The organism is Loktanella sp. R86503 (assembly GCF_042466455.1).
In the GTDB taxonomy this organism is placed as follows: domain Bacteria; phylum Pseudomonadota; class Alphaproteobacteria; order Rhodobacterales; family Rhodobacteraceae; genus Loktanella.
In genome coordinates, this window is the sequence record NZ_JAXHCI010000002.1 from 2,408,100 (window position 1) to 2,424,541 (window position 16,442).

General features: G+C 59.6%; 18 protein-coding genes. 8 read left to right on the top strand and 10 right to left on the bottom strand.

The features are described from left to right. Window positions 1–59 precede the first annotated feature (59 nt). Window positions 60–2,006 (top strand): threonine--tRNA ligase, encoded by a 1,947-nt coding sequence (gene thrS / locus SJY10_RS12780; protein ID WP_386683179.1) that lies wholly within the window; start codon window positions 60–62, stop codon window positions 2,004–2,006. A gap of 33 nt (window positions 2,007–2,039) precedes the next feature. Here thrS and SJY10_RS12785 read toward each other — a convergent pair whose 3' ends face one another. The 3 genes from SJY10_RS12785 to thyX form a co-directional block, all read right to left on the bottom strand. Continuing rightward, window positions 2,040–2,363 (bottom strand): arsenate reductase family protein, encoded by a 324-nt coding sequence (locus SJY10_RS12785; protein ID WP_386683181.1) that lies wholly within the window; start codon window positions 2,361–2,363, stop codon window positions 2,040–2,042. Window positions 2,364–2,605: 242 nt separating this feature from the next. Next, window positions 2,606–2,764, bottom strand: a complete 159-nt coding sequence (locus tag SJY10_RS12790; RefSeq protein ID WP_386683183.1) for a hypothetical protein — start codon at window positions 2,762–2,764, stop codon at window positions 2,606–2,608. Window positions 2,765–3,125: 361 nt separating this feature from the next. Continuing rightward, entirely contained in the window at window positions 3,126–4,052 is a 927-nt protein-coding gene (thyX, locus tag SJY10_RS12795) for an FAD-dependent thymidylate synthase (protein ID WP_386683185.1), read from the bottom strand. A gap of 163 nt (window positions 4,053–4,215) precedes the next feature. On the opposite strand from thyX, the gene SJY10_RS12800 reads away from it, so the two are divergent. From SJY10_RS12800 to SJY10_RS12815, 4 genes are all read left to right on the top strand, one after another. Beyond that, window positions 4,216–5,271: a hypothetical protein gene (locus SJY10_RS12800; protein WP_386683187.1), complete on the top strand. Its 1,056-nt coding sequence runs from the start codon at window positions 4,216–4,218 to the stop codon at window positions 5,269–5,271. Further along, complete coding sequence (locus SJY10_RS12805) at window positions 5,268–6,731, top strand: tetratricopeptide repeat protein (protein ID WP_386683189.1); 1,464 nt, start codon at window positions 5,268–5,270, stop codon at window positions 6,729–6,731. The genes SJY10_RS12800 and SJY10_RS12805 overlap by 4 nt, the downstream gene beginning before the upstream one ends. Before the next feature lie 71 nt (window positions 6,732–6,802). Beyond that, the gene (locus tag SJY10_RS12810; protein ID WP_386683191.1) at window positions 6,803–7,231 is read left to right on the top strand and encodes a VOC family protein; all 429 of its coding nucleotides are present in this window, start codon (window positions 6,803–6,805) and stop codon (window positions 7,229–7,231) included. Window positions 7,232–7,355: 124 nt separating this feature from the next. Further along, window positions 7,356–8,051 carry a DUF1194 domain-containing protein gene (locus SJY10_RS12815; RefSeq protein WP_386683193.1) on the top strand — a complete coding sequence of 232 codons (696 nt, stop codon included), beginning with the start codon at window positions 7,356–7,358 and terminating at the stop codon, window positions 8,049–8,051. Here the strand turns inward: SJY10_RS12815 and SJY10_RS12820 are convergent. From SJY10_RS12820 to SJY10_RS12830, 3 genes are read right to left on the bottom strand one after another with little or no spacing between them, the layout of a single operon-like run. Next, window positions 8,045–8,566 (bottom strand): MarR family winged helix-turn-helix transcriptional regulator, encoded by a 522-nt coding sequence (locus tag SJY10_RS12820; protein WP_386683195.1) that lies wholly within the window; start codon window positions 8,564–8,566, stop codon window positions 8,045–8,047. The genes SJY10_RS12815 and SJY10_RS12820 overlap by 7 nt on opposite strands. Window positions 8,567–8,624: 58 nt before the next feature. Next, window positions 8,625–8,903, bottom strand: a complete 279-nt coding sequence (locus SJY10_RS12825) for a succinate dehydrogenase assembly factor 2 (RefSeq protein WP_386683197.1) — start codon at window positions 8,901–8,903, stop codon at window positions 8,625–8,627. Further along, on the bottom strand, window positions 8,900–9,289 hold the full coding sequence (locus SJY10_RS12830) for a helix-turn-helix domain-containing protein (protein WP_386683199.1): 390 nt from the start codon (window positions 9,287–9,289) through the stop codon (window positions 8,900–8,902). The genes SJY10_RS12825 and SJY10_RS12830 overlap by 4 nt, the downstream gene beginning before the upstream one ends. A gap of 81 nt (window positions 9,290–9,370) precedes the next feature. Between SJY10_RS12830 and SJY10_RS12835 the strand changes: the two genes are divergently transcribed. After that, on the top strand, window positions 9,371–10,573 hold the full coding sequence (locus SJY10_RS12835; RefSeq protein WP_386683201.1) for a pyridoxal phosphate-dependent aminotransferase: 1,203 nt from the start codon (window positions 9,371–9,373) through the stop codon (window positions 10,571–10,573). Window positions 10,574–10,645: 72 nt separating this feature from the next. Further along, complete coding sequence (locus SJY10_RS12840; protein ID WP_386683203.1) at window positions 10,646–11,071, top strand: hypothetical protein; 426 nt, start codon at window positions 10,646–10,648, stop codon at window positions 11,069–11,071. Here SJY10_RS12840 and SJY10_RS12845 read toward each other — a convergent pair. From SJY10_RS12845 to SJY10_RS12860, 4 genes are all read right to left on the bottom strand, one after another. Further along, window positions 11,068–11,676: a DedA family protein gene (locus SJY10_RS12845; protein ID WP_386683205.1), complete on the bottom strand. Its 609-nt coding sequence runs from the start codon at window positions 11,674–11,676 to the stop codon at window positions 11,068–11,070. The genes SJY10_RS12840 and SJY10_RS12845 overlap by 4 nt on opposite strands. Before the next feature lie 15 nt (window positions 11,677–11,691). After that, window positions 11,692–13,068, bottom strand: coding sequence for an MATE family efflux transporter (locus tag SJY10_RS12850; protein ID WP_386683207.1), 1,377 nt, complete (start codon window positions 13,066–13,068; stop codon window positions 11,692–11,694). A gap of 131 nt (window positions 13,069–13,199) precedes the next feature. Next, window positions 13,200–14,084: an NAD-dependent epimerase/dehydratase family protein gene (locus SJY10_RS12855; protein ID WP_386683209.1), complete on the bottom strand. Its 885-nt coding sequence runs from the start codon at window positions 14,082–14,084 to the stop codon at window positions 13,200–13,202. A 14-nt stretch (window positions 14,085–14,098) separates the two neighbouring features. Continuing rightward, complete coding sequence (locus tag SJY10_RS12860) at window positions 14,099–15,049, bottom strand: D-2-hydroxyacid dehydrogenase family protein (protein ID WP_386683211.1); 951 nt, start codon at window positions 15,047–15,049, stop codon at window positions 14,099–14,101. Window positions 15,050–15,132: 83 nt separating this feature from the next. Between SJY10_RS12860 and SJY10_RS12865 the strand changes: the two genes are divergently transcribed. After that, on the top strand, window positions 15,133–16,413 hold the full coding sequence (locus tag SJY10_RS12865) for an alpha/beta hydrolase family protein (protein WP_386683213.1): 1,281 nt from the start codon (window positions 15,133–15,135) through the stop codon (window positions 16,411–16,413). Window positions 16,414–16,442 lie beyond the last annotated feature (29 nt).

A 16,442-nucleotide genomic window follows, 5' to 3' on the forward strand; every position in this document is an offset into this window, starting at 1 on the left:
CGACACATATCCCGCAACCGGGCGTTCCGTGGGCGCCAAACCGATGAGGAGCCAGCATAATGGCCCAGATCACCCTTACCTTTCCCGATGGCAATGCGCGCAGCTACGATGCTGGCATCACCGCTGGTGACGTCGCCGCTGACATTTCGTCCAGCCTGCGCAAAAAGGCTATTTCCGCAACTGTGAACGGTCAGCACTATGACCTGCAGTGGCCGATTGAAGCTGATAGCTCTATCGCGATCAACACGATGAAAGACACGGTTCCGGCGCTGGAACTGGTGCGTCATGATCTGGCCCATATCATGGCCCGCGCCGTGCAGGAAATCTGGCCCGACACGCAGGTCACCATTGGCCCGGTGATCAAGGATGGCTGGTATTACGACTTTGACCGCAAGGAACCCTTCACCCCAGAAGACCTTGGCGTCATCGAAAAAAAGATGAAAGAGATCATCAACAAGCGTGATGATGTGCGCACGGAAATCTGGGACCGCCCCAAGGCGATCCAATATTATCAGGACCGCGGCGAGCCTTATAAGGTCGAGCTGATCGAAAGCATCCCGGGCAACGAGCCCCTGCGCATGTATTGGCACGGCGACTGGCAGGATCTGTGCCGCGGCCCGCACTTGCAGAACACCGGCCAGGTGCCTGGTGACTGTTTTAAACTGATGTCCATTGCCGGTGCCTATTGGCGCGGCGACAGCAACCGCGCAATGCTGCAGCGCATTTACGGCGTGGCCTTCACGAACAAAGAAGACCTGAAGGCCCACCTGCACATGCTGGAAGAGGCCGCCAAACGCGACCACCGCAAGCTGGGCCGCGAAATGGACCTGTATCACATGCAGGAAGAGGCCCCCGGTCAGGTGTTCTGGCACCCGAACGGCTGGACAATCTATACCGAACTGCAGGACTACATGCGCCGCAAACAGCGTGCTGACGGCTATGTCGAGGTCAACACCCCGCAGGTCGTGAACCGCGTCCTCTGGGAAAAATCCGGTCACTGGGACAATTATCAGGACCACATGTTCATCGTCGAGGTGGACGAGGATCACGCCCGCGAAAAGACAGTCAACGCGCTTAAGCCGATGAACTGCCCTTGCCACGTGCAGATCTTTAACCAAGGCCTGAAATCCTACCGCGACCTGCCGCTGCGCATGGCCGAATTTGGATCGTGCAACCGGTATGAACCGTCAGGCGCGCTGCACGGCATCATGCGCGTGCGCGGCTTCACGCAGGACGACGCGCACATCTTTTGCACCGACGACCAGATCGTGGCGGAAACTGAAAAGTTCATCAAGCTGCTCGCCTCGGTCTACGCAGACCTTGGGTTCAACAACTGGACGATCAAGCTGTCCACTCGCCCTGAAAAGCGGATCGGTAGCGACGAAAGCTGGGACCGGGTAGAAGCCGCGCTGGGCGACGCCTGCAAGGCCGCCGGCTATGGCTTTGAGCTGCTGCCGGGTGAAGGTGCCTTTTACGGCCCCAAGCTGGAATTCACGCTGACCGACGCGATTGGCCGGGAATGGCAGTGCGGGACCCTGCAGGTGGACCCCAACCTGCCCGACCGTCTGGACGCCAACTATGTGGCTGCCGACGGTGACAAGCATCGCCCCGTGATGCTGCACCGCGCCGTGCTGGGCAGCTTCGAGCGTTTCATCGGCATCCTGATCGAAGAACACGCCGGTAAGCTTCCGTTCTGGCTGGCCCCGCGTCAGGTTGTCGTGGCCACCATCGTATCCGACGCAGACGATTACGCCCAAGAAATCGTCGCGGCACTGCGCGCCAGGGGCATCCGCGCCGAGGCGGACACCCGCAACGAAAAGATTAACTACAAGGTCCGCGAACACTCTGTCGGTAAGGTGCCGGTCATTCTGGCGCTGGGCGGGCGCGAGGTTGAAGAGCGTACCGCCTCTGTCCGCCGTTTGGGCGAACAGCAGACCAAAGTCATGGCGCTGGACGAGATCGTGGCGGAACTCGCCCTGTCCGCGACCGCGCCCGACCTGCGCTGACCTGACAGGCGGCCTGCCGAAAAGCGGGCCGCCTTACAGATGCGCGGCCTGCGCGTCTGCCTTCCAGCCGATCGTCCACACGTCGCCGTTCTGGATCACCGGACGTTTCATCAGCGTCGGATACAGGGTCAGCAGACTGGCCACGGGCTGCGCCTTTTCCCCGTCTTCCAAATTCCGCCAAGTCGTCGATGACTTGTTGATCGCCGCTGACCCGAACTGGCCGATAATTGCCTCACGGTCGGTATCGGTAAGACCATCTGCACGCACATCGATAATCTGGGGGTCATGCCCCGCGTCGCGCAGCGCCTTGATCGCTTTTTTGCAGGTGTCGCATGACTTCAGACTGTAAACTTTCATTCGATCGGGAACCTTTCAATTGAAACACCCCTTTAGGGGTATACAAACGGTGTCGCCACCGCCCTGCCCGCAGCGTGACAGGCACATCCCGAACAATAAAGCCCGCTATCGCACTTGCGAAGCGGGCTTTAAAGCACTTGGAAACACAAAAATCGTCAACATCGCGTGGTGACTTGCGCAGGGCTGGCAGGCCCATCCAGCGCATCAGTCAGGTGACTGAACGCGCGGTGCGCATCATCACATTACCATGGCAGCAAACGCGTCCAGCGCAGCACGCGGCGAGTTTTGCGCGGCTGTGGCGCTGCGGCAAGCCGGTCGGCCTGTTGGGATAACCGGTCCAGAATAGCCATCTGGATTTCAGGAAAGCTGGCAGTCGTAGCAGAACGTTTTGTAGCGTGCATTTTTTGCCCCCCGAGGCATTTGTCATTTCTAGGACAAATTACCGAATGGGCAGAACACCCACTATGGGAACACGAGGCAACATTTCCCCGAAATGTGTTAATTTTATGAAATTCCATTAAGGCCTAAAGGCTTAGGTGCCTTTGCCTGATAACTGGACGTAGCGTCACATGCCTGATGTTCGCGCAGAAAAGCGGCCAAACTAAGGCCAGATCGGTTCGAATCGTCACGGCGCGGGGAAAGCACGCGGCCTGCCAGCCTGATTTGCATTGACCTGAATTTGCAGATTGATCCGCTCAGGGGTGTTGCCCTGCCCGGCCATAAACGGCCCGGCAGGACACCCCGATAAGTTTGATAGGGCTGCTACGATGAAGCCAGCACGCTTTCGAACTCGCGCCACTCACCCTTGCTCATCCCTGATGTCTCTTGCGTGACCTCTTCGCCTTTCAGCATACGTTGCAGGCAAGCTAATCCCTTTGCGCTAAGGACGGCGCCGCCCAGACGGTAGTCGGCAAAAGCATTGTAAGCTGCGGGAACCCAGTCAGCCACGATGTTGCAAATTGCATCGGCATAGACCCGGATTTCATACTGCGCATGGGCATCGGCGCGCAGACGCAGGAAGTGGAACAGATTGTGCAGATCAACCTTCCAATACCATTGCGTATAAATGTTTGCAGGCAGGTTCATGCGGGCCAACTCTCTGGCAAGGCCCTGCTTGGGTGTGCCGTCGGGGCCTTCTTCGGCAATCATTTCCGCATAGTGGTCATAGGTTTGCGCGGCGTCGCCCTTCAAAATATCGAGCACACGGGCGGATTCGTCAGGTGTCAGGCTGGCACCCCGACCCTGATTGTTGATGGTGCTTTGCGCTGCCAGCTGGGATGGGTCCGGCATATAGAATTCACGATCAAGGATCGAATAACGCGCGGAATATTCGTTCACGTTTGCTGTGCGGTGGCGGATCCACTGACGCGCCACAAAGACAGGCAATTTGACGTGCAGCTTAATCTCGCACATCTCGAACGGTGTGCTGTGCCAATGCCGCATCAGATAACGGATCAGACCTTCGTCGTTCTGCACGGATTTGGTGCCCTTGCCGTATGACACGCGCGCGGCCTGACAGATGGCTGCATCATCGCCCATGTAATCGATCAATCGGACAAATCCGTGATCCAGTACAGGCTGGGCGGTATACAGATGCTTTTCCGCGCCTTCGGACACGGCCCGCAACGTCTGGCGGGGGGTGGCGCGCAGGGCATCGATTTCGGCCTGTTGGTCCGGGGTTACGGGCATGGGCATGGTCCTTTTGTCTCGAATCGCTGCACTTTAGGCGGGGCGTGGCAAAACCTCCATAAGTGGTGAACAAAGCAGTTGCGATCCGGCAGCGCGGATTGACTCGGCCCCGCACCCCCAAGACAGTGGCGTTAACTAGAAAGTCATTCCAGAGGACGATTCCATGATCCGTTTAACTATCGCAAGTTCCCTGCTTGCCTTGCTGACAGCCTGCGGCGATGGACAGCCCTTGTTTGACGAAACCACGACCGACACTGATACAACCGACACCGATACAACTGATGACGGTGAAGATAGCGATGGCGGCATCGATAACGACGGTGCCGTGACCGTTCTGCCCGGCACGACGAATGCCAGCTCTGATACCGGAATTTTCCGCTTTGAAGAGGCAGTCGATGGTGGCGGCCTTGTTGAAGCCGTCGCCTATGACAGTGCCACCGATACCTTTACCGTCGACGGCATCGGCTTTGACGGAGAGAATGTCTATACCCGCATGCCCGGCACGCTGGCCACCGTCGGGACGGCCCGCGTCTTTGGTGCCAGCTCCTCGGTCACCGATCCTTTGACGGGGACCCCGGTCGATCAGGTCACGCCCTACCGCGCGCTTTACGGTGTCAGCAAAAATCAGGCGGATGGTCAGCCGATCACTAGCTATGCAATCGTGCGGACAGGCGGCTACGTTCCCTACGGCTTTGGCGGTTTCGTGTACCAGCGTGACGGCGGTGTTACGCTGCCGGAAACTGGTCAGGCCACGTTCAGCGGCGATTATTCCGGCATCCGCGTTTTCAACAACCGGGGCGGCCTTGAATACACCACAGGCGATATGTCGATGCAGATCGACTTCGAAGACTTCAACGCCAATGATGCGGTCAAAGGGCGCCTGACGAACCGCATTGCCATCGACCAGTTTGGCAACGAAATCGAACTTGGCACCGAAGATGGCGATCTACAGCTTCCCGATGTGACCATTTCGATCCAAGAAGGCAGCCCGTCCATCGATTCCAACGGCGAGATTTCGACCGACATGGGATCCTATATCTCGAACGGTGAAGGTGGGATCGAGGTCTACGAGACAGGCACCTTTAATGGCCTTGTCGCGGGTGACGCCACCAATCTACCGGGCGGAGAGATCGTCGGCGTAATCGTTCTGGAATCGACCGACCCGCGTTATACCGATGTGACTGTGCAGGAAACTGGCGGCGTGATCCTGTACCGATGATCCGGTTGCACCTTGCCACGGCGGCCCTGGCGGCATTCAGCCTCGGGGTGACCCCTGCCGCGTCACAGACCGGGCCAGCCTCTGCGGAACAGGTGCAGGGGGCGGCATCGCTTTCGGCAGAAGATATGCGCGTGCTGGCGCAGCAACTGCTGAATGCCGGGCGGGCAGCGGATTCGGCGCAAGTTTTGACCGCATTGCTTGACCGCGACCCGAATGATGCGGCGGCCCTGATCTTAGGGGCTCAGGCGGCATTGGATCAGGGGTTGCCGGCGCAGGCCACCGGACTGGCGCAGCGCGGCTACCGCGCGGCAGGCGATGATACGTCCCGCTATGTCGCGGCGCGACTTGCAGCGCGGGCGCATGCAGAACAAAAGCAGGACACACGCGCCCAGTTCTGGCTGCGCCGTGCGCGGCAGGTTGCACCTTCGGCGCAAGGGGCCGAGTCTGTCGCGCAGGATTATGCGTTCTTGCGCAATCGCAATCCGTTGTCGTTCAACCTTAGCTTTGGGGCATCGCCGTCCAACAACATCAACAACGGCTCACGCTCTGATACGGCGACGATCGGACCATTCGTCACCGTACTAAGCGAGTCGGCCAAACCTTTGTCCGGCATCCAGTTCGATGCGGCCTTGTCTGCAAGATACCGGGCGCATGAAACGAACCGCTCTCAGCTGTCGTTCGGGGTCGATCTGCGGACAACGACCTATGCGCTGAACCAGTCTGCAAAGGACGCATTGCAGCGCGATATCGACGCCAGCTTGACCGCCACCAGCGACCTCCCCCGCAACGGCAGCGATTTTTCCTATTCAGAGGCGTCATTCAGCCTCATCCAGAAACAAATTTTCAAGGCGGGCGCACGGCCAACGACCATGTCGGTTCAGATTGGCAAATCGTGGTATGGCGGCGATCCCTACCAGCGGTTCGTTGCCCCTGCGGTGTCGCATACCTTTGCCTTGGGCCGCACCGACCAGTTGCGTCTGGACGGATTTGCAAGGCTTAACCAGTCGGACCGGGAAGAGCGGACCGATGATTTCGGCGCCCCGATCAATGATCCGGACATCCTGAATTACGGCCTCGGCGTCACCTATTCGACGCTGCAAGCCTCTGGCGACGTTGTCAATTTAGGCTTGGCGCACCGCATCAGTCGTTCGGACAGGGCCGACAATGATTTTTCGGCCTGGCGGATTAGTGCAGGGCTGGATCTGGCAGAACCGATTATGAATGTGAAATTCGGCTTCGGCTTTCAGATGGAAGAGCGTGACTACGGCGATTCAATCTATGTCGACGGGACCCGCCGTGACCGCATTGTAAATGCCCAGGTTGCGGCACAGTTCGACAATGTCGAATATTACGGGTTCATTCCCGTCATGACACTGGGCGTTGGTCGCACATTTTCCGCGGCAGAACGTTTCGATACCGAATACGCGACGATCGGAATGGATCTGCGGTCGGCGTTCTGATTACGGGTTGGCGGCGGCACACTGCATGCTAGGTCTGGGCGCAGATGTACCCCGATAAAGGAATGACAGCAATGTCCTTGAAATATCTGCACACTATGGTCCGCGTGAAGGATCTGGAAAAGACGATGGCGTTCTTTAACCTGCTTGGTCTGAAGGAAACCAAGCGGCGCGACGACGAAGGGGGCAGGTTTTCGCTCATCTTCATGGCGGCCGAAGGCGATGAGGATTGCCCGGTCGAACTGACCTATAACTGGGACGGCGACGAAGGGCTGCCATCCGACAGCCGTCACTTTGGCCATCTGGCTTATGAAACCGACGACATCTATGCGCTGTGCCAGCATCTGATGGATAACGGCGTCACGATCAACCGCCCGCCACGTGATGGCAACATGGCTTTTGTGCGCTCTCCTGACAATATCTCGGTCGAGCTGCTGCAAAAGGGCGAGGCCCTCGCCCCCGCTGAACCATGGGCGAGCATGCAAAACACCGGTCATTGGTAAAATCATGACGCGGGCTGGCAGGTGCAGCGCGGCGAGCAGGTGCGCCGCCCCCGCATTGCGCCAGCCGGCCCGCACAATCTGGCCAAACCTGCGCGTCGGCCATATCGGGCCAATGCGGCACATCATGGCAATTGCGGCTTTCGCCGTCTTACTGGCCGCCCCTGCTGCCCAGGGGGCGTGCCGTCAGGCCTTGGCGCTTGGGCTCGATATATCTGGATCTGTCGATGCGCGCGAATACCAGCTGCAGCGTCAGGGGCTTGCCCAAGCCTTGGGCGCGGATGACGTGGCCCGGGCTATCCTGCAGCAACCAAGCGCCCCCATCCGGCTTAGCGTTTATGAATGGAGCGGCCCGCGCGCGCAGACTGTCATTCTGCCTTGGACAACGATTACCGGCGCAGACCAGTTGGATGCCGTACGCCAACAGATCCTGACGGCCCCGCGCAGTGTTCAGGACCAGACCACGGCCCTTGGCTCAGCCCTGTTGACGGGATTTGCCATGTTGGACACGCAGCCTGATTGCTGGGCCCGCACCCTTGATCTATCGGGGGACGGCATTGCGAACACAGGGCCGCGCCCACAGGATATCGCCCGCAGCCGCACGCCGCAGGGCGTGACAGTCAATGGATTGACCATTGCGGCTGACGAGGGGGCAGGCGCGGCAGAGGTTCAGGAACTGTCAGCGTACTTCCGCGCCTACGTCATTCGCGGACCGGGTGCCTTTGTCGAAACGGCGCTGGGATTCGAGGATTACGCCGCAGCGATGGAACGCAAGCTATTACGAGAGTTACAAAGCCTCGCCCTGTCTGACGCCCGTCAATAGATATAGCGGATTTGTTCGGTCCAGTACCGTTCCATTCGGCGCAGTGATCCGGTGATGTCTTCGATACCCTGCTGATCCATGACCCCGCGGGACAACAGACCATCGGCATGTGTCGCAAACAATGTTGAAACGATCAGGCGGATATCCCGCCCCTTCTGGGTCAGGCGCACACGCACGGAACGACGGTCGATTTCGGATCGTTCGTGATGCATGTACCCGTTATCCACCAGCTTTTTCAGGTTATAGCTGACATTGCTGCCTTGATAGTAACCGCGAGATTTCAGTTCGCCGGCAGTGACTTCGTTTTCGCCGATATTGAACAACAGCAGTGCCTGGACTGGGTTAATTTCCAGCACCCCCATGCGTTCGAATTCATCCTTGATCACGTCCAGCAGCAAACGGTGCAACCGTTCCACCAGCAAGAGTGAATCCAGATAGGTCGCCATAAAGGCCGCGTTGGCCGGTGACATCGCAGTGCCATCGGTTTTCGTGTTCAGTTTGGCATGCAAGGTCATTGCAGTCTCCGTTCCAGCTGTCTGAGCAGGAGACTGCAGTAAATTATGAAAAATTTCGTTAAGTGGCGTGCGGCCGCGTCAGGCCTTCTGCACCGACCGTAATGTCACCGACCAGTGCTGCGAACTTGGCAGGTGCCGCGCTTTGGCCGCTGACCCAGTGATAGATGTCCAGATCGCTTTCATCCAGCAACGCTTCGTACAGGGCCAGCTGGGCTGCGTTGTAGCCGCCCAGTGCGCGGCTGGCAAAATCGGACAGGATCAGGTCCATTTCCTTGATGCCACGGCGCATGGACCGCATCGCCAGACGCTTGCGCGTAATTTCAACTGTTTCGGTCATGCTTCATCCTTCAGCATTTCACGCAGCCGCTTTTCCAGACGAGCCAGCTGATCGGCGCTTGCCGCCATGGACAGGCGCAGGTCGCGCAGTTCCGTCAACAGGGCGCGGGCGTTCGTGTCGGCGGGTGTCTCCTCTCCCGGGGGGGGCAGACCGTCGCCCTGCCCCGTCAGCAGCCAGGTAAGGCTGACGCCCAGCATGCCTGCCAGCATTTGCAGGCGGTTCGCCCGGGGTTCCTTGACGTCCTGTTCCCACCCTTCAAGGGTAGACACCTTGACGCCCAGCCGCGTGGCCAGTCCGTTCAAGGACAAATCTGCAGCTTCGCGCGCCGCTGTCAGGCGGTCGCCAAAGGTGGCGGCTTCGTCGCTGTACCAATCGGAATCGGGCATATAAACCTTCTGATCGCTTGCGTGGACTTGGGTCATCATCCTATGACACAGGCAACGCCCTTTGACCACAGGATGCCCCCGATGACCTTTCTGTCTGCGACGCTAGACCGCGTCAAACCATCCCCCACCATCGCCGTCACCACCCGCGCAGCAGAGCTGAAGGCGCAGGGGCGCGATGTCATCGGCCTTGGCGCAGGAGAGCCGGATTTCGATACGCCCGACAACATCAAGGCCGCCGCCACGCAGGCGATCAAGGACGGCAAAACGAAATACACCGCTGTCGATGGCATCCCGGAGCTGAAAAAGGCGATCTGCGACAAATTCAAGCGCGACAACAACCTGTCCTACATCCCCGCGCAAATCAGCGTCGGAACGGGCGGCAAGCAGGTGCTTTACAACGCGTTTATGGCGACGCTGAACCCCGGTGACGAAGTTATCATCCCCGCCCCCTATTGGGTCAGCTACCCTGACATGGTGCTTTTGGGCGGCGGCACGCCCGTCTTTGTCGAAGGCGAGATGGAGCGCGGCTATAAGATTACCGCAGACCAGCTAGAGGCAGCAATCACCCCGCGCACCAAGTGGTTTTTGTTCAATTCGCCATCCAACCCCACTGGCGCAGGCTATAGCTGGGACGAGCTGAAGGCGCTGACCGATGTTCTGATGAAGCACCCCCATGTCTGGGTGATGACGGACGATATGTATGAGCATCTGGCCTACGGCGCCTTCACCTTTTGCACCCCCGCAGAGGTAGAGCCGGGTCTGTATGACCGCACCCTGACGGTCAACGGCGTCAGCAAGGCCTATGCCATGACCGGCTGGCGCATTGGCTATGCCGCCGGGCCAGAGGTGCTGATCAACGCCATGCGCAAGGTGCAGTCGCAATCCACGTCCAACCCCTGCACCATCAGCCAATGGGCCGCGGTCGAGGCGCTGAACGGCACGCATGAGTTCATCAAACCTAACAACGAGATGTTTATCCGCCGCCGCGATCTGGTCGTCGATGCGCTGAACGATTGCGAAGGGATCACCTGCCCCCGGCCCGAAGGTGCATTCTATGTCTATCCGTCCATCAAGGGGTGCATCGGCAAGACCAGCGCCGGCGGCACCTTGATCGACACGGACGAAGCCTTTGCCACCGCCCTGCTGGACGAAACCGGTGTTGCCGTTGTCTTTGGCGCGGCCTTTGGCTTGTCACCGCATTTCCGCGTCAGCTATGCCACAGCCGATACCGCGCTGGCAGACGCCTGCGGGCGGATCAAGGCGTTCTGCGCGGACCTGACCTGATGCCAGCTACCGCCCGCGGGCTTGATCGCCTCGGGCGGTTCGCTATCGTGACGCAAAAAGGGGCAACCATCCATGGGCGCTGATCTTCCAGACTATTACTTTCGCATTCGCGAAAATGGGGCGGCTGTCTTTCGCGTCGATACGGAAAACCGCCATCGCCGGATCGAAATGGACCAGATTGCCGTTGTGAACGTCCGTAACGGCGAAGTGAAGCCGCAAGGCGACCGCAGCCTGACCGAAGCGGATATCGCAGCCATTCAGAACTGGCTGAACGATCGGGTGGCCCTGCTGGCCCGGCGCGATATCGATGATATCCACCGCGCCGTTGATTACCTGAATATCACGACTCAATGGGTACAGGCCAAAGCCTCTGACGCGCAGCTGGAGGACGTGACAGACGCCCTGTTGCTGGCCATGCATGACCTGCGGTCCGTGCTAGTTCGCAAGAAAGCGGATCGCCTGATGGCAGAGGATCAGAAAACCGCGGCCAAAGACTAGGCGTTGCGGCGGTCAATTATCTGCCGCGCAACGCGGTACAGATAGGTGATGGCAATGGCGGCCAGGATCAGGTTCGTGATCGGGTTCAGATAGTCCACGACCCGGTCGTATTGCGACTGCAACAGATACCCCGCCGCAATCAGCGCCATATTCCACAATGCGCTGCCTGCTGTGGTATAAATCATGAACCGCGTCATCGACATATGTGCCAGCCCCGCGGGAACAGAGATCATGGTGCGCACGCCGGGAATCATGCGTCCGAAAAAGGTGGCCGCCTTGTCGTGGCGGTCAAACCAGTCGATGGCGTTTTGCACATCATCCTGACTTAGCGTCAGCCAGATACCATATTTGCCAATGAACTGCTGCAGCCTCTCCAAGCCGACACGACGGCCAGCCTCGTACCACAGCCATGCCCCCAGTACGGTACCGACCGTGCCCCAGACAAAGACCGCAAGCAGCGACACGCTGCCCTGCGCCGCGTTAAAGCCTGCCAATGGCATAACCAGTTCCGACGGGATCGGTGGAAACACGTTTTCTAGGAACATCACGACACCGACGCCGAACGCGCCCATCGTGTCGATCAGATTGGTGATGAAATCAAACATATGGCCCAACCCAAGCTATGGGCCAGCGGTTCCATGCGTCATCGGATGCCTGAACCGCCTGCGCCAGAACCGCGACGTCAGAGCGACAGCCGCGACCGTCAGGCCGATCACCATCCCAAGCCAAAGCCCCTGCGCGCCCCAGCCCAGTACGAAGGCCAGCAGGTATCCAGCGGGAATGCCGATAACCCAATAGCTGACAGCGGCGATGATCATCGGCACAGCGGTGTCCTGAATACCGCGCAGCAGGCCCAGCGCCATAACCTGCGCCGCATCGACAAGCTGGAACAGTGCGGCATAGGCCAAAAGGATGACACCAAGGGTGATTACCTCTGCCCGTACGGGCGAATCCACATCGACGAAAAGGGCGATCAGCGGTTCCGGAACGGTCAGGAAAACCGCAATCGTCATCGCGACGAAAAGCCCCGACAGCGTGGTTACGGCAATGCCGCCGCGCCGCAGCGCCGTTTCATCAGCCCGCCCGACAGCACGCCCGGCCCGCACTGTTGCCGCTTGGCTGAGCCCGATATGCACCATGAAAGTCAGGCTGGTGATCTGCAGCGCAATGCCGTGGGCGGCCAGCGGGATCTCTCCGATCCAGCCCATCATGATGGCAGAGGCGGTGAATAACCCGCCTTCGGCCAATGACGTTAGGCCGATCGGCACCCCAAGGCGGAATACGCGGGCCATGATCTGCGGATCAGGTCGCAGCGGATTGCGCATTAACTGATAGTCCGGCAAGCGCCGCAGAACATAGCCCCCTAGTACAAGAACGGTGGCAACCTGCATCGTGACAGAGGCGATGGCCGCACCTTGAATCCCCAGTTCCGGCGCACCGAAGTTGCCGAAGATCAGCACATAGTTCAGCCCGATATTCAGCACGGCAGCCACCACAGTGGACCACAGGATCATCGCCGTCATTTCCAGCGCGACAAGGAAGGATTTGAGCACCATGACGATCAGCGCCGGGATCATACCCAGCGCAATGATCCAGAGGTAGTCCGCCCCTTCTGCCGCGACGGCGGGCGTCTGGCCGATGGCAAGCAAGATCGGCTCTGCCACGAAAAACGGAATCATAACGATGCCGCCATAAATGATCGACAACCACACCGCCATGCGGGTCGCGCGCCGGGCAGTGGTGATGTCCCCCGCCTCTGCCGCCGCGGCGACAATTGGCGTCACCGCCTGCGCAAAGCCCGCACCCACGATAAAGATCACAAAGTACAGGCTGCTGGCCAGAGTGGCGGCCGCCAGCGCCGTCACGTTGTACCACCCCAGCATCAATGTATCGGTCATGTGGATCGCGAATTGCGCCACGTTCGACAGCGTCAGCGGCAGCGCGAGTTTCAGCGCGGCGCGGATGTGTTGCGGAAAGGTTTGGGCAGGTTGATCCATGGGGACTCGATTAGGGGTGTTTCGGGCATTGGTCCAGCGCTGGCATCGCGGGGCAAGAAGGGGGGCCAGCCCCCCACCGCTTGCGGCGGCCCCCCCGGGATATTTTCGACCAGAAGAACGGGGACCCGGGGTCAGGGTTTCAGGACATCGCGCCAGCTGTGTTTAGGGGCAAAGCCGAGCATGCGCTTGGCCTTGTCGTTGGCATAGAAGGTTTCATATTCGCCCATATCGCGGGTTGTCGGCACGCCTTGATAGAAGCGGTCGATGACCTCTTGTGTTGTCAGGGCCACGCTGAGGTCGTCATTGGCGACGTTAAAGACCTGATAGCCCAGACCATCGGTTGCAAGGCAGCGTTCTACCATATGCGCCAGATCGCGCGCGTCGATATAGGCAAAGATGTTGCGGCGGCGCTTTTCGGGGTGTGCGATGAAGTCGGGAAAATTCTGCGCATATTCAAGCGGTTCAATCACGTTGTTGATGCGCAGGGCATAGATGTCGCTGCCAGAGCGCGCCTGAAAACTGCGCGCCGTCGCCTCGTTTACGACTTTGGACATGGCGTAGCTGTCCTGTGGCACGGTGGGATGGTCTTCGTCGATGGGGATATAGGCGGGCTTGACCTCTCCGTCGTAGAAGCAGACGCCATATGTGGTTTCCGAGCTGGCAAAGATGATCTTGGGCACGCCCGCCTTCACGGCGGCGTCGATCACATTGTAGGTCGACATGGTGTTGATGCGAAAGGTTTCGTTGTCAGGGACGATCATGATACGGGGCACGGCGGCGAAATGGACGACGGCGTCATAGCGCGGCACGCCCGTGCCCGGGTCAAGTTCGTCGAAATCCGCATAGGCCTGCATCGCGCTGGCGACCTGACCTGCATCCGTCAGATCGACCCGCAAGCTGCGGCCGTCGGCGGGGGCGTCCAGATCGACATTGGTGACAAGGTGGCCAAGATCGCGCAGATGCTTGACCGCATATTGCCCGGCTTTGCCGCTGCCGCCGGTGAAAAAGATACGCATCGGGGTCATCCTTCTTACAATTCTCTGATCGGGGTTCCGGCCTGATAGGCGCGGATCGCCTCGACCGTTTGGTTATAAAACAGGCGAAACGTCGCATCTGTCGTGTAGCCAAGGTGGGGCGTCAGCAGCAGCCGGCCAGACGTGATCAGATCCTGATCGCGCAGGGGATCGTCCAGCGGCAGGGGTTCGATGTTAAACACATCAAGCCCTGCCATCGCCGGTTTGCCAGCACGCAGGCCCGCGAGCAACGCGTCTGTATCGACCAGTGGCCCGCGCGAGGTGTTGATGAACACCTGTCCTTGCCTGGCAGCCGCAAAAGCCGCGGCATCCAAAAGGCCCCTGCTGCGATCCGATAAAACCATATGGACAGAGGCCACATCCGCCCGCGCCATCAGGTCAGCCAGGCTTTCTGCCCGCGCGGCACCAAGTTCAGTACAGCGTGCATCGGTAAGATTTGGCGACCAGGCGATGATATCCATCCCCAGCGCCTTGCCGATCACCGCCATCTGCGCGCCGATGTTGCCCAGCCCGATCAGCCCCAGCGTCAGCCCTGCCACATCCCGGCCAAGGCCGCTTTGCCAGCCGCCGGCCGCCAGATTCGCCGCCTCTGGTATCAGGCGGCGGTTCAGGGCGAGCATCAGGAGCGTCGTCAGCTCTGCCGTTGTTGTCTTGCGGCTTTGGGTGCCGCAGACGGTAATTCCGGCGGCGCGGGCAGCGGGCAGATCGATGCTGGCATTGCGCGGGCCGCTCGTCACGATCAAACGCAGGTTTGGCAGCTGTGCGATCAGATCGGCGCCCACAGGCGTGCGTTCGCGCATTACGCAGATCACATCGAAAGGGTGCAGGCGCCTTGCCAGATTGGGGCCTGTGATGGTGTCCTGAAATACAGTCACATCGCCCAGTCCCGACCAATCTGCCAGACGCTGTGACGCAAGGGCATAATCGTCCAGAATTGCGATCTTCATTGTTTCCCCTCCACCGGTCCGCTCTACCTAGCGTAGACATCCGGCATGGCCAACACAGCCGGAGCATAAGTGGAGGAGAAACCATGAAACGAATACTGCCTGTAGCCTTGATGGGACTTGCCGCATTGCCAGCCGCCGCCCAGAACCGGATTGACGTGATCCGCCCGGACGCCCCCGCGCTTGCTGCTTATGGCGATTACAAGGTCGGCGTTCAGACTATGACATTTACCAATATGGGTCAGGTCGATGTCGTGAACACGCAAGCCGAAGGTGATATCCCGACCTATGACCGGCCGCTGACCGTTGAAATCTGGTACCCTGCTGCCGCAGATACCACCCCTGGCGGCAGCTATCAGGCAATGATGCGCGATGGCACAGACGTGACATTGCAAGGTCAGGCCGTGCGCGACGCTGCTGCGCTGACCACCGAATCCTTTCCGCTGGTTGTGATCAGTCACGGCTATCCGGGCAACCGCTGGCTGATGGGGCACCTCGGGGAAAACCTGGCGTCCAAAGGTTATGTTGTCGCCGGCATTGATCACACAGACAGCAATTACGACGACATGGGGAATTTCGGCTCTACCCTGTATAACCGCCCGTGGGACCAGAAATTCGTCATCGACAGCATGGAGTCGCTGGATGGTGATCTGGGCGCGATCACAGACGCCAGCAATACGGCCGTCATCGGCTATTCGATGGGCGGCTATGGTGCGCTGATTTTGGCAGGTGCCGGCCTGACAGAGGCGATTGCGTCGTCCGATTTCGCCCCGCCGCAGGGCCTGCTGGACCGCAATGTCATGGGCAGCGATACCCATGCGGAGCTTGAAGACGACCGGATCAAGGCCTTTGTCGCCTTTGGCCCTTGGGGCAACAACCGCGGGTTCTGGGATGCGGATGGTCTGGCAGGCATCGACAAGCCGCTGCTGCTGATCGCAGGCAGCGTTGACGATGTGTCTGAATATGACGCGATCCGCGGCATCTTTGACGGGGCGGTGAACAGCGATCGCCACCTGCTGACCTATCTGAACGCCAACCACAACGCCGGTGCCCCGATGCCATCGCCCGAGGAAGGCTATGCGATCAATCCCGATCTGGGCTGGGCACCGTTCGAACACTATGGCGATGCGGTCTGGGATAACGTGCGCATGAACAACATCGCCCAGCACTTCGTCACCGCCTGGGTCGATCAGAACCTGAAAGGCGCTGACATGTCCGCCTATTTCGATCTGACGCCGAACGCCGCTGACGGCGTCTGGGCTGTGGATGACGCAGGCGAGCCGACGGCCGACAACACCTATTGGACTGGTTTTGCCAATCGCACCGCCGTTGGCCTGACCTTTGAATCCAAGCCCGCCGGGGAATAACCGCACCTTGGGGCGGGGCGAGGCATTGC

Excerpts from the sequence above, each read along its gene's own strand:
- thrS (WP_386683179.1), top strand. The coding sequence starts at position 60 with ATGGCCCAGATCACCCTTACCTTTCCCGATGGCAATGCGCGCAGCTAC.
- SJY10_RS12785 (WP_386683181.1), bottom strand. The coding sequence starts at position 2,363 with ATGAAAGTTTACAGTCTGAAGTCATGCGACACCTGCAAAAAAGCGATC.
- SJY10_RS12790 (WP_386683183.1), bottom strand. The coding sequence starts at position 2,764 with ATGCACGCTACAAAACGTTCTGCTACGACTGCCAGCTTTCCTGAAATC.
- thyX (WP_386683185.1), bottom strand. The coding sequence starts at position 4,052 with ATGCCCGTAACCCCGGACCAACAGGCCGAAATCGATGCCCTGCGCGCC.
- SJY10_RS12800 (WP_386683187.1), top strand. The coding sequence starts at position 4,216 with ATGATCCGTTTAACTATCGCAAGTTCCCTGCTTGCCTTGCTGACAGCC.
- SJY10_RS12805 (WP_386683189.1), top strand. The coding sequence starts at position 5,268 with ATGATCCGGTTGCACCTTGCCACGGCGGCCCTGGCGGCATTCAGCCTC.
- SJY10_RS12810 (WP_386683191.1), top strand. The coding sequence starts at position 6,803 with ATGTCCTTGAAATATCTGCACACTATGGTCCGCGTGAAGGATCTGGAA.
- SJY10_RS12815 (WP_386683193.1), top strand. The coding sequence starts at position 7,356 with ATGGCAATTGCGGCTTTCGCCGTCTTACTGGCCGCCCCTGCTGCCCAG.
- SJY10_RS12820 (WP_386683195.1), bottom strand. The coding sequence starts at position 8,566 with ATGACCTTGCATGCCAAACTGAACACGAAAACCGATGGCACTGCGATG.
- SJY10_RS12825 (WP_386683197.1), bottom strand. The coding sequence starts at position 8,903 with ATGACCGAAACAGTTGAAATTACGCGCAAGCGTCTGGCGATGCGGTCC.
- SJY10_RS12830 (WP_386683199.1), bottom strand. The coding sequence starts at position 9,289 with ATGCCCGATTCCGATTGGTACAGCGACGAAGCCGCCACCTTTGGCGAC.
- SJY10_RS12835 (WP_386683201.1), top strand. The coding sequence starts at position 9,371 with ATGACCTTTCTGTCTGCGACGCTAGACCGCGTCAAACCATCCCCCACC.
- SJY10_RS12840 (WP_386683203.1), top strand. The coding sequence starts at position 10,646 with ATGGGCGCTGATCTTCCAGACTATTACTTTCGCATTCGCGAAAATGGG.
- SJY10_RS12845 (WP_386683205.1), bottom strand. The coding sequence starts at position 11,676 with ATGTTTGATTTCATCACCAATCTGATCGACACGATGGGCGCGTTCGGC.
- SJY10_RS12850 (WP_386683207.1), bottom strand. The coding sequence starts at position 13,068 with ATGGATCAACCTGCCCAAACCTTTCCGCAACACATCCGCGCCGCGCTG.
- SJY10_RS12855 (WP_386683209.1), bottom strand. The coding sequence starts at position 14,084 with ATGCGTATCTTTTTCACCGGCGGCAGCGGCAAAGCCGGGCAATATGCG.
- SJY10_RS12860 (WP_386683211.1), bottom strand. The coding sequence starts at position 15,049 with ATGAAGATCGCAATTCTGGACGATTATGCCCTTGCGTCACAGCGTCTG.
- SJY10_RS12865 (WP_386683213.1), top strand. The coding sequence starts at position 15,133 with ATGAAACGAATACTGCCTGTAGCCTTGATGGGACTTGCCGCATTGCCA.